This window comes from Dactylosporangium sp. CA-092794, assembly GCF_050948465.1.
Classification (GTDB): Bacteria; Actinomycetota; Actinomycetes; order Mycobacteriales; family Micromonosporaceae; genus Dactylosporangium.
Genome location: NZ_CP192044.1, coordinates 11,566,540 through 11,592,143, shown reverse-complemented (window position 1 = coordinate 11,592,143; position 25,604 = coordinate 11,566,540). Strand labels below are relative to the sequence as shown.

Annotated in this window: 22 protein-coding genes and 1 tRNA gene; 10 read left to right on the top strand and 13 right to left on the bottom strand. The window is 71.5% G+C overall.

Annotation, left to right across the window (positions count from 1 at the left end; all coding sequences use genetic code 11):
• Positions 1-2: 2 nt before the first annotated feature.
• Positions 3-953 (top strand): PLP-dependent cysteine synthase family protein, encoded by a 951-nt coding sequence (locus ACQPXD_RS50150; RefSeq protein ID WP_432831259.1) that lies wholly within the window; start codon positions 3-5, stop codon positions 951-953.
• On the opposite strand, the gene ACQPXD_RS50145 is transcribed toward ACQPXD_RS50150, so the two are convergent.
• Positions 950-1,297, bottom strand: coding sequence for a hypothetical protein (locus ACQPXD_RS50145; protein ID WP_432831257.1), 348 nt, complete (start codon positions 1,295-1,297; stop codon positions 950-952). The genes ACQPXD_RS50150 and ACQPXD_RS50145 overlap by 4 nt on opposite strands.
• Positions 1,298-1,555: 258 nt before the next feature.
• Between ACQPXD_RS50145 and ACQPXD_RS50140 the strand changes: the two genes are divergently transcribed.
• The 6 genes from ACQPXD_RS50140 to rdgB all read left to right on the top strand — a co-directional run bounded on the left by ACQPXD_RS50140 (position 1,556) and on the right by rdgB (position 6,871).
• The gene (locus ACQPXD_RS50140) at positions 1,556-2,308 is read left to right on the top strand and encodes an MBL fold metallo-hydrolase (RefSeq protein WP_432831255.1); all 753 of its coding nucleotides are present in this window, start codon (positions 1,556-1,558) and stop codon (positions 2,306-2,308) included.
• 67 nt (positions 2,309-2,375) lie between these two features.
• Positions 2,376-3,524 (top strand): glycosyltransferase family 4 protein, encoded by a 1,149-nt coding sequence (locus ACQPXD_RS50135; protein ID WP_432831253.1) that lies wholly within the window; start codon positions 2,376-2,378, stop codon positions 3,522-3,524.
• Entirely contained in the window at positions 3,521-4,633 is a 1,113-nt protein-coding gene (locus tag ACQPXD_RS50130) for a glycosyltransferase (RefSeq protein WP_432831251.1), read from the top strand. The genes ACQPXD_RS50135 and ACQPXD_RS50130 overlap by 4 nt, the downstream gene beginning before the upstream one ends.
• Before the next feature lie 25 nt (positions 4,634-4,658).
• On the top strand, positions 4,659-5,477 hold the full coding sequence (locus ACQPXD_RS50125; RefSeq protein ID WP_432831249.1) for an SGNH/GDSL hydrolase family protein: 819 nt from the start codon (positions 4,659-4,661) through the stop codon (positions 5,475-5,477).
• Between the two features lie 72 nt (positions 5,478-5,549).
• On the top strand, positions 5,550-6,278 hold the full coding sequence (gene rph, locus ACQPXD_RS50120) for a ribonuclease PH (protein WP_432831247.1): 729 nt from the start codon (positions 5,550-5,552) through the stop codon (positions 6,276-6,278).
• On the top strand, positions 6,275-6,871 hold the full coding sequence (rdgB, locus tag ACQPXD_RS50115) for an RdgB/HAM1 family non-canonical purine NTP pyrophosphatase (RefSeq protein ID WP_432831245.1): 597 nt from the start codon (positions 6,275-6,277) through the stop codon (positions 6,869-6,871). Before rph ends, rdgB begins: the two co-directional genes overlap by 4 nt.
• Before the next feature lie 1,120 nt (positions 6,872-7,991).
• Here rdgB and hutH read toward each other — a convergent pair.
• The 6 genes from hutH to ACQPXD_RS50085 are packed head-to-tail and all read right to left on the bottom strand — an operon-like array spanning position 7,992 to position 15,844.
• Positions 7,992-9,512 carry a histidine ammonia-lyase gene (gene hutH / locus ACQPXD_RS50110; RefSeq protein ID WP_432831243.1) on the bottom strand — a complete coding sequence of 507 codons (1,521 nt, stop codon included), beginning with the start codon at positions 9,510-9,512 and terminating at the stop codon, positions 7,992-7,994.
• On the bottom strand, positions 9,509-10,678 hold the full coding sequence (gene hutI, locus ACQPXD_RS50105; protein WP_432831241.1) for an imidazolonepropionase: 1,170 nt from the start codon (positions 10,676-10,678) through the stop codon (positions 9,509-9,511). Before hutI ends, hutH begins: the two co-directional genes overlap by 4 nt.
• Positions 10,675-12,123: a formimidoylglutamate deiminase gene (locus ACQPXD_RS50100; protein ID WP_432831239.1), complete on the bottom strand. Its 1,449-nt coding sequence runs from the start codon at positions 12,121-12,123 to the stop codon at positions 10,675-10,677. Before ACQPXD_RS50100 ends, hutI begins: the two co-directional genes overlap by 4 nt.
• Complete coding sequence (locus tag ACQPXD_RS50095) at positions 12,114-13,319, bottom strand: allantoate amidohydrolase (protein ID WP_432844246.1); 1,206 nt, start codon at positions 13,317-13,319, stop codon at positions 12,114-12,116. The genes ACQPXD_RS50100 and ACQPXD_RS50095 overlap by 10 nt, the downstream gene beginning before the upstream one ends.
• A complete protein-coding gene (gene hutU / locus ACQPXD_RS50090) occupies positions 13,319-14,971 on the bottom strand; it encodes a urocanate hydratase (protein WP_432844244.1) in 1,653 nt (550 codons plus the stop codon). The genes ACQPXD_RS50095 and hutU overlap by 1 nt, the downstream gene beginning before the upstream one ends.
• A gap of 9 nt (positions 14,972-14,980) precedes the next feature.
• The gene (locus ACQPXD_RS50085; RefSeq protein WP_432831237.1) at positions 14,981-15,844 is read right to left on the bottom strand and encodes a MurR/RpiR family transcriptional regulator; all 864 of its coding nucleotides are present in this window, start codon (positions 15,842-15,844) and stop codon (positions 14,981-14,983) included.
• Between the two features lie 95 nt (positions 15,845-15,939).
• On the opposite strand from ACQPXD_RS50085, the gene ACQPXD_RS50080 reads away from it, so the two are divergent.
• Together ACQPXD_RS50080 and ACQPXD_RS50075 are read left to right on the top strand one after the other, a co-directional pair.
• Entirely contained in the window at positions 15,940-16,740 is an 801-nt protein-coding gene (locus ACQPXD_RS50080) for an MOSC domain-containing protein (RefSeq protein ID WP_432831235.1), read from the top strand.
• Between the two features lie 253 nt (positions 16,741-16,993).
• Positions 16,994-17,485, top strand: coding sequence for a hypothetical protein (locus ACQPXD_RS50075; RefSeq protein ID WP_432831233.1), 492 nt, complete (start codon positions 16,994-16,996; stop codon positions 17,483-17,485).
• A 929-nt stretch (positions 17,486-18,414) separates the two neighbouring features.
• On the opposite strand, the gene ACQPXD_RS50070 is transcribed toward ACQPXD_RS50075, so the two are convergent.
• The 6 genes from ACQPXD_RS50070 to bcp form a co-directional block, all read right to left on the bottom strand.
• Positions 18,415-19,146: a hypothetical protein gene (locus ACQPXD_RS50070; protein ID WP_432831231.1), complete on the bottom strand. Its 732-nt coding sequence runs from the start codon at positions 19,144-19,146 to the stop codon at positions 18,415-18,417.
• A 321-nt stretch (positions 19,147-19,467) separates the two neighbouring features.
• Positions 19,468-19,540, bottom strand: a tRNA-Leu gene (locus ACQPXD_RS50065).
• 24 nt (positions 19,541-19,564) lie between these two features.
• On the bottom strand, positions 19,565-20,407 hold the full coding sequence (locus tag ACQPXD_RS50060) for a transglutaminase family protein (protein WP_432831229.1): 843 nt from the start codon (positions 20,405-20,407) through the stop codon (positions 19,565-19,567).
• Positions 20,404-21,351 carry an alpha-E domain-containing protein gene (locus ACQPXD_RS50055; RefSeq protein ID WP_432831227.1) on the bottom strand — a complete coding sequence of 316 codons (948 nt, stop codon included), beginning with the start codon at positions 21,349-21,351 and terminating at the stop codon, positions 20,404-20,406. Before ACQPXD_RS50055 ends, ACQPXD_RS50060 begins: the two co-directional genes overlap by 4 nt.
• A gap of 8 nt (positions 21,352-21,359) precedes the next feature.
• Entirely contained in the window at positions 21,360-22,931 is a 1,572-nt protein-coding gene (locus ACQPXD_RS50050) for a circularly permuted type 2 ATP-grasp protein (RefSeq protein WP_432831225.1), read from the bottom strand.
• Between the two features lie 190 nt (positions 22,932-23,121).
• Entirely contained in the window at positions 23,122-23,595 is a 474-nt protein-coding gene (gene bcp, locus ACQPXD_RS50045; RefSeq protein WP_432831223.1) for a thioredoxin-dependent thiol peroxidase, read from the bottom strand.
• A 139-nt stretch (positions 23,596-23,734) separates the two neighbouring features.
• Between bcp and ACQPXD_RS50040 the strand changes: the two genes are divergently transcribed.
• Positions 23,735-25,597 (top strand): copper resistance CopC/CopD family protein, encoded by a 1,863-nt coding sequence (locus tag ACQPXD_RS50040; protein ID WP_432831221.1) that lies wholly within the window; start codon positions 23,735-23,737, stop codon positions 25,595-25,597.
• Positions 25,598-25,604 lie beyond the last annotated feature (7 nt).

The window sequence follows — 25,604 nt, the reverse complement described above, 5'->3', positions numbered from 1 at the left end:
CCGTGGCGCGCTACGAGTCCCTCCTCGACGCGTGCGGAAACACGCCGCTGGTCGGGCTGCCCCGGCTCTCGCCGAGCGCCGACGTGCGGCTGTGGGCCAAGCTCGAGGACCGCAACCCGACGGGGAGCGTCAAGGACCGCGTGGCGCTGTGGATGGTGAAGGCGGCCGAGGAGCACGGCCGCCTCCGCCCCGGCGACACGATCATCGAGCCGACCAGCGGCAACACCGGCATCGCGCTGGCGATGGTGGCGAAGCTGCGCGGCTACCGGCTGGTCTGTGTCATGCCGGAGAACGTGTCCGCGGAGCGGACGTCGATCCTGCGCATGTATGGCGCGGAGATCATCTTCTCGCCGGCCGCCGGCGGCTCCAACCGGGCCGTCGCCGTGGCCAAGGAGATCGCGGCCGAGCACCCGGACTGGGTGATGCTGTATCAGTACGGCAACGAGGCCAACGCGCGCGCCCACTACGAGTCGACCGGCCCGGAGATCCTGCGCGACCTGCCGACGATCACGCACTTCGTGGCCGGCCTGGGCACCACTGGCACCCTGATGGGCGTCGGGCGGTATCTGCGCGAGAAGGTCGACGACGTCGAGATCATCGCCGCCGAGCCGCGCTACGGCGAGCTCGTCTACGGCCTGCGCAACCTCGACGAGGGCTATGTGCCGGAGTTGTACGACGCGACGGTGCTCACCCGCCGCTTCTCCGTCGGCACCCGCGACTCGGTGCTGCGCACCCGGCAGCTGGTCGAGGTCGAGGGCATGTTCGTCGGCTTCTCCACCGGCGCCGTGCTGCACGCCGCGCTCGCCGTTGCCCACCAGGCGCTCAAGGCCGGCCGGCGGGCCGACGTGGTGTTCCTGGTCGCCGACGGCGGCTGGAAGTACCTCTCGACCGGCGCCTACGGCGGCACCCTGGCCGAGGCGGAAAGCGCCCTGGAAGGGCAGCTCTGGGCCTAGAGCCCGGTGATGACCCAGCCGATCAGCAGGCTCACCGAGGCCGCGCCCAGCAGGGCGAAGGGCAGCCGGCGGCGGTGCACGCTGGCGAAGGCGCCGATCGTGCACGCCAGGCCCAGCAGGCCCACGGTGACGACGGTCGGGCCATACCAGCCGCGGTACTGCGCGATCAACCCGACGAACGCCCGCAGGGCCACCGCCATGCCGCCGAGGCCCAGCGCGGCCGCCCACGCGCAGACTGCGGCGATGTGCCGGTTGGCCGGGCGCGGGTCCGCCTCCGTCGGCAGCCGGAACGCATCCGGCAACTGCCGCCCGATTCGCCTCAGCTGAGACACGTCTACGGGCACGGTCGCCTCCCTGTTCACCCGCCGCTGGCTCACTCGGTGCAACGATCGAGGTAGTCCAGCGTGACGGGACCCTGTCACGTTGGCGACATCTGGTGTCCGATCATTCAGTCTTGGCTGGTGGTCCGGCGTAGGCTGCGCAGCGTGACGGGCCAAGCCGTGCCCAGGAACGGCGGCTCCACAGATTGGATCTATCCTCACCTGACCGGTGCGATCCACAGTTCTTGTTCGTAGAGGAGACGGCGGGTTGAGGGCAGCAAGATGAGGCTCACGGTTCTCGGCTGCGCCGGCAGCTTCCCGGGGCCGGAGGCGCCCTGCTCCGCCTACCTCGTCGAGGCGGAGGGTTTCCGCCTCCTGATGGACTTCGGGCCCGGCTCGATGTCGACGCTGCAGCGCTACAGCGCGCTGTACTCGATCGACGCCATCCTCCTGTCGCACCTGCACTGCGACCACATGCTCGACGCGTGCTCGTACATCGTGGCCCGCCGGTACGCCCCGTCCGGCCCGTTCCCGCCGCTGCCCGTCTACGCGCCGGTGGCCGCCCCGGAGCGCATCGCCGCGGCCTACGGCGGCGAGAACGAGCCCATGTCGATCAGCGACGTGTACTCCTTCTACGCCCTGCAGCCCGGCAGCTTCCCGATCGGGCCGTTCCAGGTCACGGTGGACCGGGTCAACCACCCCATCGAGACCTATGGGGTACGCATCGAGCACGGCGGGCGGGTGCTGACGTATTCCGCCGACACCGCCCCCTGCGAGGCGCTGATCCGGCTGGCGCAGGGCGCGGACGCGTTCCTGTGCGAGGCGAGCTACCTCGACGGCGTGGACAACCCGCCCGACCTGCACCTCACCGGCCGGGAGGCGGCCGAGCACGCCAGCAAGGCCGGCGTGGGCCGGTTGCTGCTCACGCACCTGGTGCCGGCGTGGGGGAGCGAGGCATTGACGATCGAGGCCGCCTCGAGCGCCTTCACCGGACCGATCGACATCGTCCGACCAGGCGCGCGGTACGACATTTAGGCACCCGTTTGCCGTTTGGCCAACATATCGTGGCCGCATGCATGGACATCCCCCTCATGGTCATGGCATGCGGATCGCGATCGTCACCGAATCGTTCCCGCCCGATGTCAACGGCGTCGCCCACTCCGTCGTCCGGGTGGCCGAACACCTCGTCGCGCGTGGCCACGAGCCGCTCGTGATCGCCCCACAGCCGTCGTCGGGGGCGCGCTCGGTCACCGGCTCCTTCCCCTACCCGATCGTCCGGATGCCGTCCGTGGCCACGCCCGGATACGGAAGCTTCCGGCTGGGCCTGCCCAGTCCCCGGATGGCCGCCGCGCTCAGGGCGTACCGCACCGACCTGGTCCATCTGGCGAGCCCCTTCGTGCTCGGCGCGCGCGGCATGACCGTCGCCACGTCGCTCGGCCTGCCCACGGTGGCCGTGTACCAGACCGACGTGCCCTCCTACGCCCGGCTGTACTACAAGTCGAACCTCGGTGAACAGGCCGCCTGGCGCTGGCTGCGGCGCATCCACAACGCCGCCGACCGCACCCTGGCCCCCTCCACCGCCGCCGCCACCGCCCTGCACAGCCACGGCATCGAGCGGGTCTGGCTCTGGCGCCGGGGCGTCGACGCGGCCCGGTTCGACCCCAGCCACCGCTCCGCCGCCCTGCGCCGCGCGGTGGCCGCCGAGGGGCAGGTGATCGTCGGCTACGTCGGCCGGCTCGCGGTCGAGAAGCGGGTCGACCTCCTCGCGGCGGTCAGCCGCATCCCCGGCGTCCGCGTCGTCGTGGTCGGCGACGGCCCCGCCCGCCCCACCCTCGAGCGGGCCATGCCCGACGCGGTCTTCCTCGGTGAGCGGCGCGGCACCCAACTGGCCCGGATCTTCGCCAGCCTCGACCTGTTCGTGCACACCGGGCCGTTCGAGACCTTCGGCCAGACCATCCAGGAGGCCCTGGCCAGCGGCGTGCCCGTGGTGGCCCCGGCCCAGGGCGGCCCGCTGGACCTGGTCGACGACGGCCGCACCGGCCTGCTCGTGCCGCCCTGCGACGCCCCGGCGCTGGTCGAGGCGGTCGCCTCGCTGGTCAACGACCCGGAGCGGCGGCAGGCGATGGGCGTCGCGGCCCGCGTCGCGGTCGCCTCGCGCACCTGGGCCGCGGTCGGCGACGAGCTGATCCGCCACTACGTCGACGTGCACTCGGGGGGCATCGCCGCCCGGTCCGTCCCGATTCCGGCATGACCTCACGGATCGTGCGGCTGGCGAACTTTGTCATGCCGCGCTCCGGGGGGTTGCGCACCGCGCTCAACGCCCTCGGCGAGGGGTACCGCGCCGCCGGACACGAACCGGTCCTCATCGTGCCCGGCGCGTCCTTCGGCGACGAGATGACGTCCCAGGGCCGGGTCATCACCCTGCCCGGCCCCGTCGTGCCCGGCACCGGCGGCTACCGCGTCCTGCTGGCCCGCCGGCGCCTCGTCAAGCTGCTCGAGGACCTCGAACCCGACCGGCTCGAGGTCTCCGACCGGTTCACTCTGCGCTGGACCGGCCGCTGGGCGCGCGAGCACGGCATCCCGGCGATCATGGTCTCGCACGAGAGCCTCGCCGGCCTGCTCACCTTCGCCGGCCCGCTGGGCAACCCGTGGGCGGACCTGCTCAACACCCGCAGCTTCCGCTCGTACGACCGCATCGTGTGCACGACGGGCTGGGCGGCCGCCGAGTTCCGCCGCATCGGGGCGGACAACGTCTCGCAGGTGCCGCTCGGCGTCGACCTCGAGCTGTTCAACCCCTCGCGCTACGACGACGACCTCCGCGCCCGCTACGCCAACCCCGGCCAGATCCTGCTGGTGCACTGCGGCCGGCTGTCGTCGGAGAAGCGCCCGGAGCGCTCCGTCGATGCCCTGGTCGCCCTGCGCAAGCGCGGCCTCGACGCGGTGCTCGTGGTCGCCGGCGACGGACCGCTGCGGGCCCGGCTGCAGGAGCAGGCCCACGGCCACGCCGTCCACTTCATGGACTTCGTGACCGAGCGCACCGTCGTCGCGTCGCTGCTGGCGACCGCCGACGTCGTCATCGCGCCCGGCCCGATCGAGACCTTCGGGCTCGCCGCCCTAGAGGCGCTCGCCTGCGGAACGCCCGTCGTCGTGGACGCGGCGTCCGCGCTGCCCGAGGTGATCGGCGCCGCCGGAGTCGCCGTCACCAACGATTTTGCGGGAGGTGTACTGCAAGTGCTCGCTCGACCGGTGGTGTCCCGCCGCACCGATGCCCGAGCCCGCGCGGAACAGTTCTCGTGGCCCGCCGCCGTCGCTGGATTCCTTGCGGTCCATCACTCGTCCTCGCCGGTGGCAATGCGATGACCTCGGATGCTGTGGTGGTTCTGTCATGACCGTTTTCGCCGCTCTCGGCGACTCGACGACGGCCGGCTTCGGCGACCGTCTGCCCAATCACACCTGGCGCGGCTGGGCGCCGATCTTCGCCGAAGCCCTCGGCGCCCGCCTGCACAACTTCGCCACCAGCGGCGCCCGGGCCGCCGACCTGGAGCGCGACCAGCTGCCCCAGGCGCTGTCGGTGAAGCCGGACCTGGCCGCGGTACTCATCGGCACCAATGACACGCTGCGCGATCCGTTCTCCTCCGCCCGCTTCGCCGAGCACCTGGATCGCACCGTCGCCGCGCTGCGCCGCGCCGGCGCCCACGTCCTCACCATCCGGCTGCCCGAACCGGGCCGGATGTTCGGGCTGCCGGGCCCGCTGGCCCGCCCGCTGGCCCGCCGGATGGCCGAGATCAACCAGGCCACCGACCTGGTCGCCGCGCGGTACGACACGATCCACTTCGACGCGGCGGGCAACCCCGACTCGTACGACCGCCAGATGTGGAGCGTCGACCGGCTCCACCCGAGCGAGCGCGGGCACCGGTTCATCGCCTGCTCGTACTTCGACCTCCTCACCGAGCGAGGCCTGATCGAGGGCTTCGCCGCCGCCCGCCGCCCGTCGCCGGACCCGAACGGCCGCCCGCCATCGGTTCCGGCGCAGGCGTTCTGGCTGGCGACCGCAGGCACCCAGTGGGTGATCCGCCGCTCCACCGACCTGCTGCCGGGCCTGTTGCGCCTGGCCTGGGCCGAGTGGCGGCACGGCTCACCCGACCTGGACCTGCTCGACCTGGAGCTCGGCGGCGGCGACGAGGTACACGGCCGGGTCGCCTGACCTTGCTTTTCGAGCCGCGGCGGGAAGGTACCGCCAAGGCCCTCTGGATGGCGCTTGACTAGGGTGGTCGGTATGGCTCGACCCGATGGACGCGCGTCCGATCAACTTCGCCCCGTATCGATCACCCGCCAGTGGAGCATGCACCCGGAGGGGTCCGTGCTCATCGAGTTCGGCGCCACCCGCGTGCTGTGCACCGCCAGCGTCACCGAGGGCGTGCCCCGCTGGCGCAAGGGCTCCGGCCTGGGCTGGCTCACCGCCGAATACGCGATGCTTCCCCGCGCCACGACCACCCGCAGCGACCGGGAGAGCGTCAAGGGCAAGATCGGCGGCCGGACCCACGAGATCTCCCGCCTCATCGGACGCAGCCTCCGCGCCTGCATCGACCTCAAGGCCCTCGGCGAGAACTCCATCGTCCTGGACTGCGACGTCCTGCAGGCCGACGGCGGCACCCGCACCGCCGCGATCACCGGCGCCTACGTCGCCCTCTTCGACGCCGTGGCCTGGTTGGCGGCCCAGCGCAAGCTGGCCGGCAAGCCCGCCGACGTGCTGCACCGTTCGGTCGCGGCCGTCAGCGTCGGCGTGATCGGCGGCGAGCCCCGCCTGGACCTGTGCTACGAGGAGGACGTGGTCGCCGACGTCGACATGAACGTCGTGTGCACCGGCACCGGCGACTTCGTCGAGGTCCAGGGCACCGGCGAGCAGGGCATCTTCAGCCGGTCCGAGCTCGACACCCTGGTCGACCTGGGCGCCTTGGGCTGCAACGAGCTGGCGGCGCTTCAGCAGAAGGCGATCGCCGGATGAAGCTGCTCCTGGCCACCCGCAACAAGAAGAAGCTCGTCGAGCTCCGCCGCGTGTTAGAGACCTCCGCCCCACACGTGGAGCTGCTCGGCCTCGATGACGTGGAGACCTACCCCGAGGCTCCCGAGACCGGCCTGACCTTCGAGGAGAACGCACTCCTGAAGGCCCGCGAGGCCGTCCAGTACACCGGCCTGCCCAGCGTCGGCGACGACTCGGGCCTGGCGGTGGACGCCCTCAACGGCATGCCCGGCGTCTTCTCGGCCCGCTGGTCGGGCCTGCCGAGCGGCACCCCGGACCGCGACGGCGCCAACCTCCGCCTGGTCCTGGCCCAACTGGGCGACGTCCCCGACGAACACCTGGGCGCCGCCTTCGTCTGCGCCGCCGCCCTGGTCTACCCAGACGGCCGCGAGGAGGTCCTCCGCGGCGAGATGCGCGGCCACCTGATCCGCGCTCCCCGCGGCGACGGCGGCTTCGGCTACGACCCGATCTTCGTCGCCGACGGCTACACCAAGACCACCGCCGAACTCCCCCCGGACGAGAAGGACGCCATCAGCCACCGCGGCAAGGCCTTCCGCGCCCTGGCCATCCGCCTCTAGCTCCGCCCCGTCCTGCCCGGTCCCGCCCCCACCCCGTCCCACCTGCTCGCCGCCGGCACTGTGCGCTGCACCCCGCACGCACAGTGCGCCGGCCCTCGCTCGGGGCGCCGACCCTCGCCCAGTGCGTCGGCCCTGGCACGGGCGTCGGCCCTCGCACGGGGCGTGATGCGCTCGCCCGCCCGGGCCTCAGTTCGCCGCCGCGGGCTCCTTGCTTGCCGCTCGCGCGCCCGCTGCCCGCGGTCACTCCGCTGACGTGGTGTATGAGGCCAGCGTCTGATCGTGCTGGTTGACGTCAGCCGGCCGCCGGCGGCCACCGCAGGCTGGGCGTCGGTGGCCATCGGCGGGCACCAGCGATCATCGACGCCGACCCCGGGGGCGGCGCAGCGGACCGGTGCGGATGTCGCACCCGTCGGGCGCAACCTGCGATCTGCGCGGCCGGGCCGAACATATGTCTCCGTGATCATGCTGTCCGCGGTGGCCGCGCACCGGGTTTTTCATGATCCCGGAGACTTGTGGTACACGGGGGTACATCAGCGCTCCGTGATCATGAAAAACCGTTGGTGTCGATGCGCTGGTGTGCATGATCACGGAGACTTCCGGTCGCTGCGCCGGGCCTCGCGGCGTGCAGCTGCCCGACGTGTAGGTCGTGATCGCCGATCGTGCCCACCCCGGGCCGTTGGGGCGCGCAGGCCGGGCACCGCTTGGTCGCCGGCGGGCATGGCGGCCTGCGGTGCCGTTTCCGCGTGGCGCTGGCCGGTGCCCGGCGCGGGCAGACCACGGCGGCTGCGGGCCCGCACACCGGCCGCACGCGCCGCACCACGACCGCACCGATGCCGTTTTCTGTGACGACACGCCAAGCTCATACACCACGCCGGCGGACGTGGCCCTGCCCGCCGCTGGGCTGCCGCGTCGGCGCACCACGTCGGCGGCCCCGGACCGCCGCGAACTCTGTCCCCGTGCCGGCCCGCGTGTGGGCCGCCCCGCACCGTCCACCCTGTGCCGCGCCGCGCCGGGCCGGGCTGCGCCGGGCCGCGCCGGGCCGCGCCGGGCTGCGCCGGGCCGGGCTGTGCCGGGCCGGGCTGTGCTGCGGTGTGCCGCCGGGGCGCGCTTCGGCGGTGGGTCAGGTGAGTGGTCCGATTGCCCGCTCGATCTCCTTCCGTAGCTCGGGCGACCACACCAGGGCGCGGGCGGCCTCCATCACCGGCGCGAGGAACACGTCGGGCCCTGGGCCGCCGGCGAACCGCTCGACGGTCGCCACCGCCAGCCGCCCGGCGGGCGAGGGCTGCAGCGGCGCCCGGAGCTGGATGCCTCGGACCGCCGCAAGCAGCTCGACCGCGAGGATGCTGCACAGGTTGTCCAGCACCGTTCGTAGCTTCCGGGTTGCGTCCCACCCCATCGACACGTGGTCCTCCTGCATGCCGGACGTCGGCAGGGAGTCGACGCTCGCCGGCGCGGCCAGCCGCCGGTTCTCGGCGACGATGCCGGCGGCCGTGTATTGGGCGATCATCAGGCCGGAGTTCACTCCCGCGTCCGGCGTCAGGAAGGGCGGCAGGTCGCGCGACCGGGTCACGTCGAGCAGCCGGTCGACCCGCCGCTCCGCGATGGCCCCCACCTCGGCCGCCGCGATGGCGAGGTAGTCCGCGGCGAACCCGAGCGGTGCGCCGTGGAAGTTGCCGGTCGAAACCACCCGGCCGTCCGGGAGCACTACCGGGTTGTCGACGACCGAACGCAGCTCCCGCCCGGCGACCGTCGCAGCGAACTCGAGCGTGTCCCGCGCGGCCCCGGCGACCTGTGGCGCGCACCGCATCGAGTACGCGTCCTGCACCGCGTGGACCAGGTCGTCCCGGTGCGAGTCCATGATCGGTGAGCCCTGCAGCAGCCGGTGGATGTTGGCGGCCGACGCCGCCTGCCCCGGATGCGGGCGGATCGTGTGCAGTTCGGGCATGAACGGCCGATCCGATCCGAGCATCGCCTCGATCGACAGCGCCGCGGTCACATCCGCCATGGTGAACAAGTGGCCGGCGTCGGCGACGGCCATGAGCAGCATGCCGAGCATGCCGTCCGTGCCGTTGATGAGCGCCAGCCCTTCCTTCGACGACAGCCGGATCGGCGACACCCCCGCATCGAGCGCGCTCACCCGGCTGCCGTCCTTCGCCAGCACCCAGCCCTCGCCGATCAGCACCAGCGCACAGTGCGCGAGCGGCGCAAGATCGCCCGACGCGCCGAGCGAGCCGTGCTCCGGCACCCACGGCGTGACGTCGGAGTTCAGCAGCTCGACGAGCGCCTGCGCGACCTCGGGCCGTACCCCGGAACGACCCATGGCCAGCGACCGGATTCGCAGCAGCATCATGGCCCGGACGACCTCGCGCGGCATCGGCGCGCCGACGCCCGCCGCATGTGACCGGATCAGCGCGTGTTGCAGCTCGGCCCGCCGCTCGGGCGCGATGAACGTGTTGGCGAGCGCCCCGAACCCGGTCGACACTCCGTAGACGGGCCGTCCGTCCCGCTCGATGCCGTCCACGATCGACCGGCTCGCGCGCATGGCTTCGAGCGCGTCCTGCGCGAGGGTGACCCGCGCGTTGCCCCGGGCGACCGCGATCAGGTCGTCGGGACTGATGCCAGAGGCGGTAATGGTGATCAAACCAACTCCCCATTAAGCACGACGGTGGTTGTCAACGGCACCCCCGGCCGGTAGGCCAGGTGCAGATAGGAGGGCGCTCCGAGCACGACGAGGTCGCCGCGTGCTCCGACGGTCAGGTGCCCGATGTCCCCCCGCCGCAGCGCGGCCGCCCCGCCGCGAGTGGCGGCAAGCAACGCCTCGGCCGGCGTCATCGCCATTTCCCGCACCGCCAGCGCGATGCAGAACGGCATCGATGTGGTGTACGACGACCCGGGATTGCAGTCGGTGGCCAGCGCGACCGTGGCGCCGGCATCGAGCAAGGCCCGGGCCGGCGGATACGCCGACCGTGTCGAGAACTCCGCCCCCGGCAGCAACGTCGCCACCGTGTCCGACTCGGCCAGCGCGGCAATGTCCGCGGTGGAAAGATGGGTGCAGTGATCGGCGGACGCGGCGTTCAACTCCACCGCGAGCTGCACACCGGGCCCTTGCGTCAGCTGATTCGCGTGTACGCGTACCCCCAAACCGGCATCGGCCCCGACGGTCAGGATGGCGCGGGAATGATCGGCGTCGAATGCGCCCCGCTCGCAGAACACGTCGATCCACCGGGCACCGGCCGCCCGTGCCGCCGTGAGCATCGGCCCGCAGATCAGACCGACGTAGTCGTCGGTCCGGTCCAGGTACTCCGGCGGCACGACGTGAGCCCCGAGGAACGTCGTCTCGGCGCTGAACTCCCGAGCGATCCGCAACGATCGCGCCTCGTCGGCCACGTTCAGTCCATAGCCCGACTTGATCTCCATCGTGGTCGTGCCCTGCCGCAACGCCTCGTGCCGCAGCCGAGCGACGTTGGTTCGCAGCTGCTCGTCGTTGGCGGCCCGGGTCGCCCCGACGGTGGTGCGAATCCCGCCACCGGTATATGGCTGCCCTGCCATCCGCGCCGCGAACTCGCCCGCCCGATCGCCCGCGAAAACCAGATGCGAGTGGCTGTCGACAAACCCCGGCACCACCGCCGCCCCGTTCACATCGAGCCGCGCGTCCGCCGCCGGCGGGTCCGTCGCCCGCCCGATCCACTCGACCCGGCGATCGTCGACGACGAGCGCCGCGTTGCGCCGGATGCCGAGCGGCCCCTCGCCCCAGGCGGGATCGGCCGTGACCAGCTCGCCGATGTTGGTGATCAGCAGGGACCTCATCGCGCCGCCCCGATCCGTCCGCCGTCCGCAGCCCTGTTCGCCGGGGCCTGCGCGCCGTCCGACCCGCTCGCCGTGCCGGACGTGGACGTCGTGGCTGTGTTGCGTGGGGCGGGCGGATCGGTCAGGGAACGGAGGACGCGGGACAGGGCTGCTCCGACATCGGGCACGCTGAGGTGTGTCCCGTCGCGGACGATGACGTGGCCGTCGACCACCACGTGGCGGACGTCGGCGGCGGTGGCGGCGAATGCGATCGCCGCCGGGTCGCAGCCGGCCGTGCGGGGCGAGTCGAGCGCCACGGTGACCAGGTCGGCCCGGGCACCGACGGTGATCGTGCCGCTCTGCGCCCAGCCGAGCGCCGCATGCCCGGCGACCGATGCCGCGGCGATCAGCTCGGCACCGGTGAAGTGACCTCGGTGCTCGGTGTGCAGGCGCTCGTGCATCTCGATGCCGCGGGCCTCCTCGAACAGGTCGATCACCGAATGGCCGTCGCTGCCGAGGCTCAGCGGGCTGCCGCTGTCGACGAGGGCGCGGCCGTGGCCGATCCCGTCGGCGAGATCCCGCTCGGTGGTGGGGCAGAAGCACACGCCCGTGCCGCTGTCGCCGAGCTCGGCCCGGTCGGCGTCGGTCAGGTGGGTGGCGTGCACGGCCGTCACCCGGCCGCCGAGCAGGCCCCGGTCGGCCAGCAGCTCGGTTGGCGTGCGTCCATGGACGGCCAGGCAGGCGTCGTTTTCCGCCCGCTGCTCCGAGAGGTGCACGTGCGTCGGAACCCCGTCGGTCCGCGCCGCGAAGGCGCTCAGCGCATCGGCCGGCACGGCCCGGACGCTGTGCGCCGCCGCGCCGATCCGCGCGTGCGGCCGAGCCCGCAGCTTGTCGACCCGGTCGGACCAGGCGTCAACCGACCCGTCGCCGAAACGCAGCTGGACCCCCTCCAACGGGCGCCCGTCCACGCCGGCGGTCAGATACAGCGTGTCGAGCAGCGTGATCCGGATCCCGGCATCCGCAGCTGCCGCGATCAGCGCCTCACCCATCGCGTTTGGGTCTGTGTATCGAGCGCCGCCGGGGCCGTGGTGGAGGTAATGGAACTCGCCGACGCAGGTGATGCCGGCGAGAGCCATCTCGGCATACACCGCCGACGCCAGCGCGTGATACGAGTCGGGATCAAGCGCGCCCGCCACTGTGTACATCTGCTCGCGCCACGTCCAGAACGTTCCCCGGCCGCCCTGCGTCCGCCCGCGCAGGGCGCGGTGGAACGCGTGGGAGTGGGCGTTGGCCAGCCCGGGCAGCGTGAGGCCGGTCAGCCGGACGGCGCCGGCGGCCTCGGGCGCGTCGGCCGGGGTCTGTGGCTGCACGGCTACGAAGCGACCCCCGACAACCTCGATGAGCACATCGGCGGCCACGCCCGTCGGGAGCCAGGCGTGCGCGCAGTGGTACCGCATCACTGACATAGCCGCGCCAGCAGATCGGTGAGCTTCTCCACGCCGGTGGCGCAGTCAGCGTCGGACGCCGACTCTTCCGGCGCGTGCGAGACGCCGGTCGGGTTGCGCACGAACAGCATCGCGGTGTCGACATGGCTGGACAGCACACCGGCGTCGTGGCCGGCCCCGGTCGGCAGCACGGGCGCGTCCAGCGCAGCCGCGGCCAGCCGGCTCACCGCGCCGCCGAACGCCACCTCCCCGGTCAGCGACTCGACCGCCATCGCCACCTGCGTGCCATCGTGCCGGGCGCGCTCCTCCGCCCGTTGGTGGATCGACTCGACAAGCTTCCGCAGCGTGTCCTCGTCGGCGGCGCGGGCGTCGAGCCAGGCCGAGGCCCGCGCGGCGATCGCGTTCGTAGCGTTGGGGGCCACGTCGACCCGCCCGACCGTCGCGTGCGCGCCGTTGGCCCGGGCGGCCTCGTCTGCCGCCAGCACCGTCCATGCCAGCGTCAGCATCGGGTCGTGGCGGTCCGCCATGCGGGTCGTGCCCGCGTGGTTGCCTTGGCCGGTGAAGTCGAACCGATACCGGCCGTGTGGCCAGATCGCGCTCGCCAGCCCGACCGGCGCGTCGAGATGGTCGAGTGCCCGGCCCTGCTCGACGTGGAGCTCCACGAATGCCCCGATGCGCGCCAGCCGGTCGGGATCGGGGCCCAGCCGGTCGGGATCGAGCCCGGCGCGGCCGATCGCGTCGGCCAGCCGCGTCCCTTCGCGGTCGCGCAGCCGTAGCGCCTTCGCCGGGTCGAACGCCCCGGTGAGCAGCCGAGACCCGAGGCACGGGACTCCGAACCGTGCGCCCTCCTCCTCGGCGAACACGACCACCGCGACCGGCCGGGCCGGCGTCACACCGCGCTCGCGGAGCCGATCGATGGCCAGCAGCCCCGAGACGACCCCCAGCGGCCCGTCGTAGGCACCGCCGTGGGGCACCGAGTCGAGGTGGCTACCGGTGACGACGGCGCCCTCGCCCTCAGGCTCGCCCCACCAGGCCCACATGTTGCCGTTGCGGTCGATCTCGACTTCGAGGTCGCGGTCCAGCGCCTCTTCGACGAACCACTCCCGGCACATCAGGTCGGTGTCGGTCCACGACAGTCGCACGTAGCCGCCGCCATCGCCAGCTTGGCCGATCGGGCTCAACGACCCCCACAGCGCGGCGAACCGCTCGGCGCTCATCATGACTGCTCCCGCATCGGCACGCGAAGCCCGGACGCCTCGGCGACCTCCGCCGCGTCCTCGTATCCGGCGTCGACGTGCCGCAGCACGCCCATCGCGGGGTCGTTGGTGAGCACCCGGGCCAGCTTCTGCGCGGCCAGCTCGGTGCCGTCGGCGACGGACACCTGCCCGGCGTGTATCGACCGGCCGATCCCGACGCCGCCACCGTGGTGGATCGACACCCAGGATGCCCCCGAGGCCGTGTTGACCAGCGCATTGAGCAGCGGCCAGTCGGCGATCGCGTCGGAGCCGTCACGCATCGCCTCGGTCTCCCGATATGGCGAGGCGACCGACCCTGTGTCGAGGTGGTCTCGCCCGATGACGATCGGCGCCTCGAGCGTGCCGTCGGCGACCATCTCGTTGAACCGCAGGCCGGCTCGGTCTCGCTCGCCCTGGCCCAGCCAGCAGATCCGGGCCGGCAGACCTTGGAAGGCGACCCGCTCCTGCGCCATGGTGATCCAGCGGTGCAGCGATGGATTGTCGGGGAAGAGATCGAGAATCGCCCGGTCGGTCGCGGCGATGTCGGCCGGGTCGCCCGACAGCGCAGCCCAGCGGAACGGTCCCTTGCCTTGACAGAAGAGCGGCCGAATGTACGCCGGGACGAACCCCGGGAAGGCGAACGCTCGATCGAACCCGCCGAGCTGCGCCTCGCCGCGGATCGAGTTGCCGTAGTCGAACACCTCGGCACCCCCGTCGAGGAAGCCGACCATCGCCTCCACGTGCCGCGCCATCGAGTGCCGGGCCCGCTCGGTGAACTCCTCCGGTTTCTTGGCCGCGTAGTCGGCGGCGTCCTGAGGCTCGACCCCGCTCGGCACATAGGACAGCGGGTCGTGCGCCGAGGTCTGGTCGGTGACGATATCGACCGGGACGCCCATCCGGAGCAGCTCCGGCACCAGTAGCGCGGCGTTGCCCACGACCCCCACCGACAGAGCCCGGCGCTCGGTCTGGGCCTCCGCGGCGAGACGGACCCCGGCTTCGAGCGAGTCGGCGATCGTGTCGAGATAGCGGGTCGCGACCCGGCGCTCCAGCCGCGCCCGGTCGACGTCGATGATCAGGCAAACGCCGCCGTTCATCGTGACGGCGAGGGGCTGAGCACCGCCCATGCCGCCGCAGCCGGCGGTCACCGTCAGCGTGCCGGCGAGCGACCCGCCGAACCGCTTCTCGGCCACCGCAGCGAACGTCTCGTAAGTGCCCTGGAGGATGCCTTGCGTGCCGATGTAGATCCACGATCCGGCGGTCATCTGCCCATACATCGTCAGACCGAGCGCCTCCAGCCGCCGGAACTCCGGCCAGTTGGCCCAGTCGCCGACCAGGTTGGAATTGGCGATCAGCACCCGAGGGGCCCACTCGTGGGTCTGCAGCACGCCGATCGGCCGCCCGGACTGGACCAGCATCGTCTCGTCGGGCCCCAGCGTCGTGAGCGTGCGGACGAGGGCCCGGAACGAGGGCCAGTCGCGGGCCGCCTTGCCGGTGCCGCCATACACGACAAGATCCTGCGGACGCTCGGCGACGTCAGGGTCGAGGTTGTTCATGAGCATGCGGAGGGCGGCTTCCTGTTGCCAGCCCCGTGCCGTCAACTGGGTGCCCCGAGGGGCACGGATCGCTTCCATGATTCTCCTCGGCTAGGGCAGGAATACCTGACGGGTGGCGACTGAGCGCTCGAACGCCTCGAGTCGCTCCTGGGTCTCGGCAGGTGCCGAATCGCACATCGCCTGGAGCAGGATCGTCACCAAGGCCATGGGCGCGGTGTGCAGGTCGAACACCATGCTGGAGCCGACCGGGGCGGGCAGGACGATGTCGGACTCCGACGCCGCTGGGCTGACCGGTGAGTCGGTCACGGTGACCACCAGGAACCCGGCCGCGCGCGCCTCGCGCAGCGCCTCGATCGCCTCGCGCGGATAACGCGGCAGCACAAACGCCAGCATGGCAACCGCACCGGCCGCGCGCGCCTGTTCCAGGCGATCGGCCAGCAGGCTGCCCTGCTCTTGCAGGAGCCGGACGTCCGGATGCACCTTGGCGGCGAAGTAGGCAAAGGCTCCCGCGAGCGCTCCCGCGGCGCGCATCCCTAGCACCGGCAACGGCCGGCTGCCCATCAGCAGCCGGGCCGCCTCGGTCAGCGGCGTGGTGTCGCGCAGGGTGTCGGACAGCCGCTGCAGGTTGGCGATCTCGCCGCTCAAAGCCTGCTCGACCTCGCTGACGGCCGGGTGCTCGACAGCGTCGTCGGCTGTGGGTGGGCCGTGCCGGTAGCCGTCGATGGTGACGCGCAACTGATCCCTCAGCGCCGGATAACCCTCGAACCCGAGCGCCGTGGCGAACCGGGTCACCGAGGGCTGGCTCACGCCGGCCAGCGTGGCCAGGTCTCCGCTGGACAGATAACCGGCCTGCCCGGCGTGCTCGACCAGGATGCGCGCGATGCGGCGCTGGACGGGCGTCAGGCGCTGCCCGTCGAAGAGGTCGAGAATCCGCTGGCGCGGGGAGGTTGTCATGGCTCGACTGTAAGTCGACTTTCAGGGTTGCGTCAACCGCATGGAGTAATTCAGAATGCTGGCAGGAAGGGAGCACGACATGCGACTCTCAGGACGTGAAGCTCGGCTATATAGCGACATACCCGATCAAGAGCTGCTACCGCGTCGAGGCAGACCGCGCGGAGGTGGAGCCGTGGGGCCTCGCGGGCGATCGGCGATGGTTGATCGTCGACGAGGACGCCAAGCTCATCACGCAGCGGGACTGGCCGAAGTTGGGGCGCATTCGTCCGCGCTACACGGACGACGCCCTGGTGCTGACCGCAAAGGGAGTGTCTCCGCTTCAGGTTCCCTTTCCGGATGGGGGCACGACGGAGGTGCGGCATTTCCGCCAGTGGATCGCCGCGACGTCTGCGGGGGACGCCGCGCACCGGTGGGTGTCAGACGTGATCGAGCGGCCGGCCCAGCTGTTTCATCTCGACGACCCGACGCAGCGGCAGGTCGATCCGGAGTTCGGCGAGCCCGACGACCGCGTGAGCTTTGCCGACGGCTATCCGCTGCTGCTGACCAACGAAGCGTCGCTGCACGCGGTCAACGAGTGGCTGGTCGAGGAGGGTGACGAACCGATCGCGATGACCCGCTTCCGGCCCAATGTTGTCGTCGCCGGCGCCAAGGCCTGGGCGGAGGACGACTGGATCGGCCGCCGGATCGTCATTGGCGACGTCGTGTTTCGGGCGCCGAAAGCCTGCAGCCGCTGTGTGCTGACAACCATTGACCCGGAGACGGGTGAGAAGGGTAGGCAGCCGCTACGGGTGCTGGGCCAGTACCGCCGATTTCCGGGTGGCGTGATGTTCGGCATCAACCTCATTCCGGACGTGCGCGGGAAGATCGCGGTCGGTGACGAGATCACGATTCGTTGACGGGCTGACGGGCTGACGGGCTGACGGGCGCTTCCCGAGGGCGTCGCCGGTTGGTGCGCGTCTGACTGACTTCGGACAGGTGGGCCGGTGCTGGCGAGTCGAACGGCGGCACGTGGCTGGCGGCGGCGAGCGTTTGGGGTGCTTGCCGATGGTGCGATCGTGCGCGGCGAGGGAGCACTGTGTATCGGCAGCGTGTGGACCGTCACGCGGCGTGTGACTGTGAAGGAGGTGGGGCTCTGGTAAAACAACGCGCGTGTCATTTCTGCTGTGGTCCGGGCGGGCCATCGGGTACCGGCGGGCGGGCGCCGGGCTTGGGGTTGCCGTGGTGTGCTTTGTGGCCGGGTCCGTCGTGGCGCCTGGGCAGCCGTTCGACCATCCCAAGCGGCTGGCGTTGACGGCGTTGCTGTTTGTGGCCGGGCTTGCGGCCGGTGCCTGGGCGGCGGCGATGGCGCACGTCAGTGTTCAGATCAGCATGTACAACGTGCGGATTCGGCACAGCCTTTTGCCGATGCCGCCGATCTCGGTGCCGTTGCGGATGGTCCACGATCTGCGGGCCATTGACGTGCGGTCCGGGATTGGGCAGCGGTGGGGGTGGACCTGGGTGCCCGGGCGTGGGCGGGCTGTGATCGTGCGGTCTGGGCCGGCGTTGATGTTCGACTTCGGTGGGCGGCAGTTCACCGTCAGTGTGGATGAGCCGGAGGATGCCGTTGCTGCGCTGAACCGGATGCGGATTCCGGCGCGGTAGGGGATTCCCGGTCCCGCGCTGGCGTGGAAGCCCCCGCAAAGGAAGCGGGGAACTGCGCGAGGCGGCATTGGCGGACAGAGGTGCCGTGGACAGAAGGCGCCGCGGGCAGGGGGCCGCAGAGGGAGACGCCGCGGGCAGGGGCTGCGGAGCGAGACGCTGCGGGCAGAGGGCGCCGCGGGCAGGGGGCCGTGGAGGGAGACGCCGCGGGCAAGGGGCCGTGGAGGGAGACGCCGCGGGCAAGGGGCCGTGGAGGGAGACGCTGCGGACAGAAGACGCTGTGGGCAGGGGCCGTGGGCAGAAGGCGCCTGGGGACAGAGGCGCCGTAGAGCGAGACGCCCGCAGAGCGCCCGTGGAGGTGCTGGGTGCCCCTTGGAGGTGGCGGGTGGCCGGGGCGACTGGCGCCGAGGTGGCGAGCACCGCAGCGCACCGCTGGTCCTCCGCCGCGCTTCGCAGCGCGGCGGCGAGGCGGCGCGGTGGCGCGGTGGCGAGGCGGCGCGGTGGCGAGGCGGCGCGGTGGCTAGGCGAGGTGAGGCGGCTAGGGATGGTGAAGCCCGGTGGAGTATCCATCCACCGGGCTTCGGCGTGCCGCCCAATTGCGCACACCGGCGACGTTGAAGAACGTGGATCAGGTTATGACGTCGCACTCTTCGATTGAGCTATCGGCCCGTGGAGAGGGCCGAGCGGGAGTTGAACCCGCAACCTCGACGACTGGCGTCCCTTTCGGTTGATCCGGCGATCGGCGGCGAATGCTCAGACTGGAGCGAGAAGTTGAGTTTGTGTTTCGGCTCCCGCGGCCGCCTCTGCCATTGGGCTACGCCGCCTTGGAGTGGCGGCGGAAGGAATCGAACCTCCACGTTGACACCGCGCGCACCTGTCAAACTGAGCCTCAGGTTCAGTCTGCGCTCCTTGCGCACCGCCGATCCTAGCCCCTACCCGAACAAGTAGCGAAACACTTTCTCGCCGGTCTCCTGCTCGACCACCTCGACGCCGTTCGCTTCCTCGCGGGCGAACTTGACTGCGGCCTGCAGCTTCTCGACGCGCTCCACGAGCTCGTTGACGCGCTTGGCGGGGAGGGCGCCGGAGAACTTGATGGTTCGCCAGTAGCCGATGACGACGTCCTCGTAGTAGACCTCGACCTGGGCCGGGTGCTTTTCGGTGGCCTCGGCCTTCACGTGGTTGCGGGGGATCTTCTTCGTGCGAGTCGTCTGGGTCGGCTCGGTGGCGTAGGTGTCGGCGGACGCGTCGTACACCCACGTCTCGGCGGCGTCGAGGATCGGCAGCTTGCGCACGAAGGTGAGCAGGTCGACCAGCTGCTTCTCGAGGAACAGCAGGTACGACACCGGCACGTCGCGCAGCAGCGGGGTGCCGTCGACCACGACGTCGGCGCGGGCTACGCAGTTCGTCCAGTCCTTCGTCGCGGTGACGTCGAACAGGCGGGTCAGGATGGTGCCCGTCTGCCGCAGCACCTCCTCGGCCTTGACCTGCACGCGCGTCGACTCGGGCGGCAGCTGCTCGCCCTCCTCGTCCTTCGGACGGTAGGTCCGCGCGATGCCGGCCAGCAGCGCCGGCTTCTGCAGGACGTGGTGCGCCTCGGTCAGGTCCTGGAACGACCGCGACTTCACGCCCTTCTCAACCGCAATGATCTGATTCAGCTTGGTCATAATGCGCCCGAGTGTAAGAGCAAACCCCACAAGACCAATAACCAAATACCAAGCACACAACCCAAACCCCGAGACCAGAGACCAGGCGCGGGCCCACGAGACCAGAGACCCAGAGCAGGGCCACGAGAACAGAGACCGGAGACCAGAGACCGGAGACACCGAGACGGCCACGACCGTGACGATCACGACCACCGCGCCCACCGACATGGGGGTGTGGGTGGCGAAGCCCCCACTGGGGAGCGAGCGAAGCGAGCGCGAGGAATGCCACCGTCGCCGGCGAGCCCGCCCGAAGGGCGCGCGAGCAGGGTGAGCCTCCGACGGTGGGGCCGGTGAGAGTCGAACTCACACTGGCACGGACCTAAACCGTGTGCCTCTGCCATTGGGCTACGGCCCCCCGCGAGAACCAAGGACACAATACTCAGGCCAGTCGGGTGATCTCCACCGTGACGCCCAGGTGCTTGCTCGGCGCGCCGTGATACACGCCGCGCAGTGGGGGGACGTCGTCGTAGTCGCGGCCGCGTGCCACGACCACGTGCGGCGGGCCGACCGGGACGCCGTTGGTCGGGTCGAAGCCGGTCCACTCGCCGCACCACCACTCGACCCAGGCGTGGCTCTGGCCGGCGACCGTTTCGCCGACCTCGGCCTCCATCTTCGGGTGGAGGTATCCCGAGACGTACCGTGCGGGAATGCCCTTGGCGCGTAGGAGCCCGACGGTCAGGTGCGCGATGTCCTGGCACACGCCCTTGCGCAGGTGCCACGCCTCCTGCGCGCTGGTCTGCACGCCGGTCGAGCCGGGGACGTAGGCGACCTCGGAGCGCACCCAGTGCGACACCGCCTCGGCGGCCTCGGCCGGGGCGAGGTGGCCGACAGGGTCCCAGGCCTGCTCGACCAGGGCCGGATCGACGCGGGTGAGCCGGCTGCTGGAGAGGAACTCGGCGTGGGTGTCCAGCACAGTGTCGGCGCCGAGGTCGGACCAGCTCAGGAACGTGTCCGGGGGCGGCGGCGCGGAGACCTCGACCAGGCTGCTGGAGACCACGCGCAGCTGCTGGTGCGGGCGGTGCAGGTCGAACGCGGTGACCTGGGTGGCCCAGTAGTCGTAGTAGCGGTACGTCGTCGCGCCGGGGGTGACCTCGACCTGGCTGAACAGGGTGGTCTGCCAGGGCAGGGTCAGGGGCGTGAGGCGGGCCTCATTGAAGGACGCGGAGACGGTGCCGGCGTACTTGTAGCCGGTGACGTGACGAATCTTGAGACGCCAGTTCATGATCCACCCCAAGCGACGGTGCCCCATGTGACGGGCGTGGACTGCGGGAAGTACCGCTCGGTGATGGCGGCGCTCGCCGTTGCGCAGGTCTGCTGTAGCGCGCGCAGGTGCTGCGGGAGCTCGGACAGCAGCGTGGTGGTGTCCGCGTACTCCAGGCGCGTGCGGATCTGGCCGATCGGCCGGCGGGCGGCGTCGGTCACGCCGGCGCGCTCGGTGGTGGGGGCCAGGTCGCGCAGGCACTGCTCGGCGGTGCCGAGGGCATGCAGGGCCGATCGCGGGAACAGGCGGTCGAGCAGCAGGAACTCGGTGACCCGCTGCGGGTCGAAGGTGCCGCCGTGGGTACGCAGGAACGCCTCGTCGGCGCCGCAGGAGCGCAGGACGGTGCGCCAGCCGGTGACCTCGTCGGGGGTGTTGGTCTGGATCGACAGCAGGCGGGCGGTCATGTCGACCCGCTCCAGGCTGCGGCCCAGCACCAGGAAGCGCCAGCCGTCGTCGCGGCTCATCGTCGACTCGGCGAGGCCGGCCAGCACGGCGGCGCGCTCGCGCACGTAGCTGAGGAAGACCGTCGGGCCGAGGCGCTCGGCGGCGACGCGGCGGGAGGCGAGGGTGTGCCAGGTGACGTTGAGGCACTCCCACATCTCGCTGGAGATCGTCTCGCGGACGCCGCGGGCGTTGTCGCGGGCGGCCACGATCGCGCCGGAGATGGCGCTGGGGTCCTCGGCGTCGAACGCGAGCAGCTCCAGCACGTCGCCGGTGGTGAGGCGGCGGTCCTGCGGGGCTGGGGCGCCGAGGATCGACATCAGGCTGCGGCAGGCCGCGTCCTCGTCGGCCCACGGGTCCTCCAGCAGCCGGCCGAGGAACGCGTCGAGAATGCGGGCGGTGTCGTCGGCGCGCTCGACGTAGCGGCCGATCCAGAACAGCGACTCCGCGATGCGGCTGAGCATCGGCACTCCTACTGCTGTTGCTGCTGTTGTCCGGCCAGCTGCGCGGCGGCGGGGCCGCTGTCGCGCGGGCTGCCCCCCGAGTCGCGCGGCTCGGCCACGACGCGGGGCCGTGGCGCGGGCGCCGGGTCGCCGGGGTGGGCGAGCACCCAGGTGTCCTTGGAGCCGCCGCCCTGGCTGGAGTTGACCACGAGGGCGCCCTCCGGCAGGGCGACCCTGGTCAGGCCGCCGGGCAGCAGCCAGATCTCGTTGCCGTCGTTGACCGCGAACGGGCGCAGGTCGATGTGGCGGGGTGCGACCCGGTCGCCGAGCAGCGTCGGCGAGGTGGACAGCGCGACCGGGCGCTGCGCGATCCAGCCGCGCGGGTCCTTCTCGACCGCGGCACGCAGCGTGGTCAGCGTCTCCTCCGACGCCTGCGGGCCGATCACGATGCCCTTGCCGCCGGCGCCGTCGACCGGCTTGAGCACGAGTTGGTCGAGGCGGCCGAGCACGTCGTGGAGCACCTCCGGGTCCCGGTCGTCGAGCCGGTACGTCTCGACGTTGTCGATCAGCGGCTCCTCCGACAGGTAGTAGCGGATCAGGTCCGGAACGTAGGTGTAGACGAGCTTGTCGTCGGCGACCCCGTTGCCGACCGCGTTGGCGAGCGTGACCTGCCCGGCCCGCGCCGCGTTCACGATGCCGGGGCAGCCGATCACCGAGTCCGGGCGGAAGTGCAGCGGATCGATGAATTCGTCGTCGACGCGGCGGTACACCACGTGCACGGGCCGCTCGCCCTGCGTGGTGCGCATGCGCACCCGGTTGCCGCTGCAGACGAGGTCGCGGCCCTCGACGAGCTCGACGCCCATCAGCCGGGCCAGCAGCGCGTGCTCGAAATACGCGGCGTTGTACACGCCGGGGGTGAGCACGACCACGGTCGGGTCGTCGACGCCCTCGGGGGCGGCCGCCCGCAGCGCCGCGAGCAGGCGGGCCGGGTAGTCGTCGACCGGCCGCACGCGCGCGTCGGCGAAGAGGGCCGGCATCGTGTGGGTCAGGGCGCGGCGATTTTCGATGACGTACGACACACCGGACGGAATGCGCAGGTTGTCCTCGAGGACCCGGAAGCGGCCCTCCTCATCCCGGACGAGGTCGACGCCGCTGATGTGGACGCGCACGCCGTTGGGCGGCTCGATCCCGTGTGCCTGGCGGTGGAAGTGGGCGCTGGTCGTGATGAGCTTGCGGGGCACGACGCCGTCGACGAACACGCGGCCGGCGCCGTAGATGTCGGCGAGGAATGCCTCGAGGGCCTTGACCCGCTGCTGGACGGCGGCCGTCAGCAGGTCCCACTCGTTGGCGTCGAGGATGCGGGGGATGAGGTCGAGCGGGAACGGGCGCTCCTCGCCCGCGTAGGCGAAGGTGACCCCACGGTCGGTGAAGACGCGGGCCAGCTGGTCGGCCCGGAACCGGAGGTCGGCCGGGGCCAGGGGCTGGAGCGCGGCGAACAACGAGCGATAGGGCGACCGCGGTTGGCCGGGGCGTTCGAACATCTCGTCCCAAGCTTCGAACATGGCCCCGGACATCGAATAATCATCGAAGATGTCCGCCATGACGAGAGCCTAGGCACGATCCGTTTCGGCCGCATTACCGATGTGTTTTGCCGCGCGATCTTGCGCTGACCTTGGCATATGCGCCTCGAACGGATCTTCGGGCACCGGACGGTCATCGATGCCGCGAACGGGCAAAGCCGAAAAACCGGACGGCGCAGCGGTGGGCCGGTGCCGACGGCCGCGGCGGTGGTCAGTCCAGGCCGAGGTCCTTGCGCAGCTTGGCCACGTGGCCGGTGGCCCGCACGTTGTAGAGCGCCCGCTCGATGTGGCCCTTCTCGTCGATCACGAAGGTGGAGCGGATCACGCCGAGGACCGTGCGGCCGTAGTTCTGCTTCTCGCCGTAGGCGCCGTAGGCGCGCAGCACCGACCGGTCCGGGTCGGAGACCAAGGGGAACGTGATCGCGTCGCGCTCGCGGAACTGGGCCAGCTTGGCCGGGGAGTCCGGGGAGATGCCGACGACCTCGTAGCCGGCCGCCTTGAGCGACGCGAGGTTGTCCCGGAAGTCGCAGGCCTGCTTGGTGCAGCCGGGCGTCATCGCGGCCGGATACGCATAAAGGACGACCTTGCGGCCCCGGAGGTCCGCGAGCGACAGCGGCTCGTCCCGGTCCGTCTGCAGCGTGAACTCGGGGGCGGTGTCACCCGGCTCGAGGCGCGTCGTGGTCATGTCTGGACTCTATCGCGTGCCGGTACCCGCCGGTGGACCCCGTAGCGGTACGTCAATGACGCGTGACGGAAGGTTGCCGGGAACTTTTGCCCGCCGACCCGCGACCACCTCAGAATGACCGGCGCGAAATCATGACGTCATGACCCGACGCAGATGGTCCGTACCCCTGGCCATGCTCCTCGGCGCCCTGGCCATCCTCGTGCTGCCTGCCGCGCCGGCCAGCGCACACGCGACGCTCGACAAGACCGCGCCCGTCGCGGGTACGGTGCTCGACCAGCTGCCCGCCGAGGTCACGCTGACCTTCGGCGAGCCGGTGCGCTTGGTCGCCGACAAGGTCCGGGTGACCGCGCCGGACGGCAGCCGGGCCGACACCGGTAAGCCCTCGGTGCGCGACACGGAAGTGGTCATTCCGCTCAAGTCCGGCGGCCCCAAGGGCACGTACCTGGTCAGCTACCGGATCATTTCGGCCGACAGCCACCCGGTCGGCGGCGGCTACAGCTTCTCCTACGGGCAGGTGTCCGCGACCCCCGGAGCCGCCGATCCGGGCAACTCGGTGCAGACCGACGCGGTGGTCCGGAACGCGATGTCGGTCGCGCGGTTCCTCGGCTTCGCCGGCCTGGTGCTGCTGATCGGCCCGGCCCTGATCCTGTTCGCGCTCTGGCCGCGGCGGCTGTCCGCCCGGGATCCGGGCCGGGTCGCGATGATCGGCGCCGGGCTGCTCGCGGCCAGCACGCTGCTCGAGTTGTACATCGAGATTCCCTACACCGCCGGTACCACCCTCTTCGACATCACCGGCACGGCCACGCGGGAGGTGCTGGGCACCCCGTTCGGGGCGGCGCACCTGGTCCGGCTCGCCGTGGTCATCGCCACCGCGCTGCTGCTGCGGCCGGTGATCGGCGGCCGGGTCGGCAAGATCGACCAGACGCTGCTGATCATCCTCGGCGTCGTCGGGCTGGGCACCTGGCCGATCTCCGGGCATCCGAGCGCCTCCCCGGTGCCGACGCTCACCGTGGTCGCCGACGTCGCGCACCTCGCCTCCATGTCGATCTGGCTGGGCGGGCTGGTCATGCTGTTCGGGTTCCTGCTGCGCCGCGCGAACACCCGCGAGCTGATGGCCATCGTCCCGGTGTGGTCGAGCTGGGCGCTCTTCGCGATCACGGTGCTGGTGCTGGCCGGGACCGCGCAGGCGCTTGTGGAGATCGGCACCATCGACGCGCTCACCGGCACGTTGTACGGCCAGTTGGTCATCGCCAAGGTCGCGCTCCTGGCCTGCGTCGTCGCGGTGGCGGCGTACTCCCGGCGCCTGACGAACCGCCGCTTCACGCCCGCCCCGATCGATGACACCGTTGCCGACATTTCGGAGATGTCGGAAATGTCGGAGGCGGAGCTGGTGGCCGCCCGGACGGGTGGGGCGGCGCGAACCGGCACGGTGGAATTTGCCGCGGGAGGCGGTTCGGCGGAGGACGACGACGGTGGGGCGGAGGACGACGCGCCGGAGGAGCCGGGCGTGGTCGAAGCCGGTGCCGAGCGGGGTCGTTCCGCGGATGCGCGGGATCGGAAGCGGCTGCGGACCGCGGTGCTCGTCGAGGTGGCGATCGCCGTCGTCGTGCTGGCGCTCACGTCCGTGCTGGTGCAGACCAGCCCGGCGCGCGGCGGGCAGGCGTCGGACGCGGCGGCCGGGCCGTTCGACAGCACGCTCTCCACGAACCTGTTGAAGCTCGAGGTGGACATCTCGCCGGCGACCGTCGGGCCGAACTCGATCCACCTGTACGCGCTCAAGCCGGACGGTTCCGGGCCGCAGAGCGTGGTCGAGTGGACCGCGACCGCCGCCCTGCCCGCGAAGGGTATCGAGCCGATCACCGTGCCCACGCTCGCGATCACCGAGGACCACGCGCTGGGGCAGGTCTCGCTGGTCACGGCCGGGACGTGGGAGTTCAAGTTCACGGTTCGCGTCGACGACTTCAACCAGACCACCGTGACCGTGCAGGTGCCGGTGAAGTAGTCGCGCC

Coding starts and splice junctions, on each gene's coding strand:
- ACQPXD_RS50050 (WP_432831225.1), bottom strand. CDS start 22,931: ATGGCGGACATCTTCGATGATTATTCGATGTCCGGGGCCATGTTCGAA.
- ACQPXD_RS50140 (WP_432831255.1), top strand. CDS start 1,556: ATGAGGCTCACGGTTCTCGGCTGCGCCGGCAGCTTCCCGGGGCCGGAG.
- ACQPXD_RS50135 (WP_432831253.1), top strand. CDS start 2,376: ATGCGGATCGCGATCGTCACCGAATCGTTCCCGCCCGATGTCAACGGC.
- bcp (WP_432831223.1), bottom strand. CDS start 23,595: ATGACCACGACGCGCCTCGAGCCGGGTGACACCGCCCCCGAGTTCACG.
- ACQPXD_RS50095 (WP_432844246.1), bottom strand. CDS start 13,319: ATGAGCGCCGAGCGGTTCGCCGCGCTGTGGGGGTCGTTGAGCCCGATC.
- ACQPXD_RS50060 (WP_432831229.1), bottom strand. CDS start 20,407: ATGAACTGGCGTCTCAAGATTCGTCACGTCACCGGCTACAAGTACGCC.
- ACQPXD_RS50040 (WP_432831221.1), top strand. CDS start 23,735: ATGACCCGACGCAGATGGTCCGTACCCCTGGCCATGCTCCTCGGCGCC.
- ACQPXD_RS50125 (WP_432831249.1), top strand. CDS start 4,659: ATGACCGTTTTCGCCGCTCTCGGCGACTCGACGACGGCCGGCTTCGGC.
- rdgB (WP_432831245.1), top strand. CDS start 6,275: ATGAAGCTGCTCCTGGCCACCCGCAACAAGAAGAAGCTCGTCGAGCTC.
- ACQPXD_RS50130 (WP_432831251.1), top strand. CDS start 3,521: ATGACCTCACGGATCGTGCGGCTGGCGAACTTTGTCATGCCGCGCTCC.
- hutI (WP_432831241.1), bottom strand. CDS start 10,678: ATGAGGTCCCTGCTGATCACCAACATCGGCGAGCTGGTCACGGCCGAT.
- ACQPXD_RS50070 (WP_432831231.1), bottom strand. CDS start 19,146: ATGACCAAGCTGAATCAGATCATTGCGGTTGAGAAGGGCGTGAAGTCG.
- ACQPXD_RS50100 (WP_432831239.1), bottom strand. CDS start 12,123: ATGTCAGTGATGCGGTACCACTGCGCGCACGCCTGGCTCCCGACGGGC.
- rph (WP_432831247.1), top strand. CDS start 5,550: ATGGCTCGACCCGATGGACGCGCGTCCGATCAACTTCGCCCCGTATCG.
- ACQPXD_RS50055 (WP_432831227.1), bottom strand. CDS start 21,351: ATGCTCAGCCGCATCGCGGAGTCGCTGTTCTGGATCGGCCGCTACGTC.
- ACQPXD_RS50085 (WP_432831237.1), bottom strand. CDS start 15,844: ATGACAACCTCCCCGCGCCAGCGGATTCTCGACCTCTTCGACGGGCAG.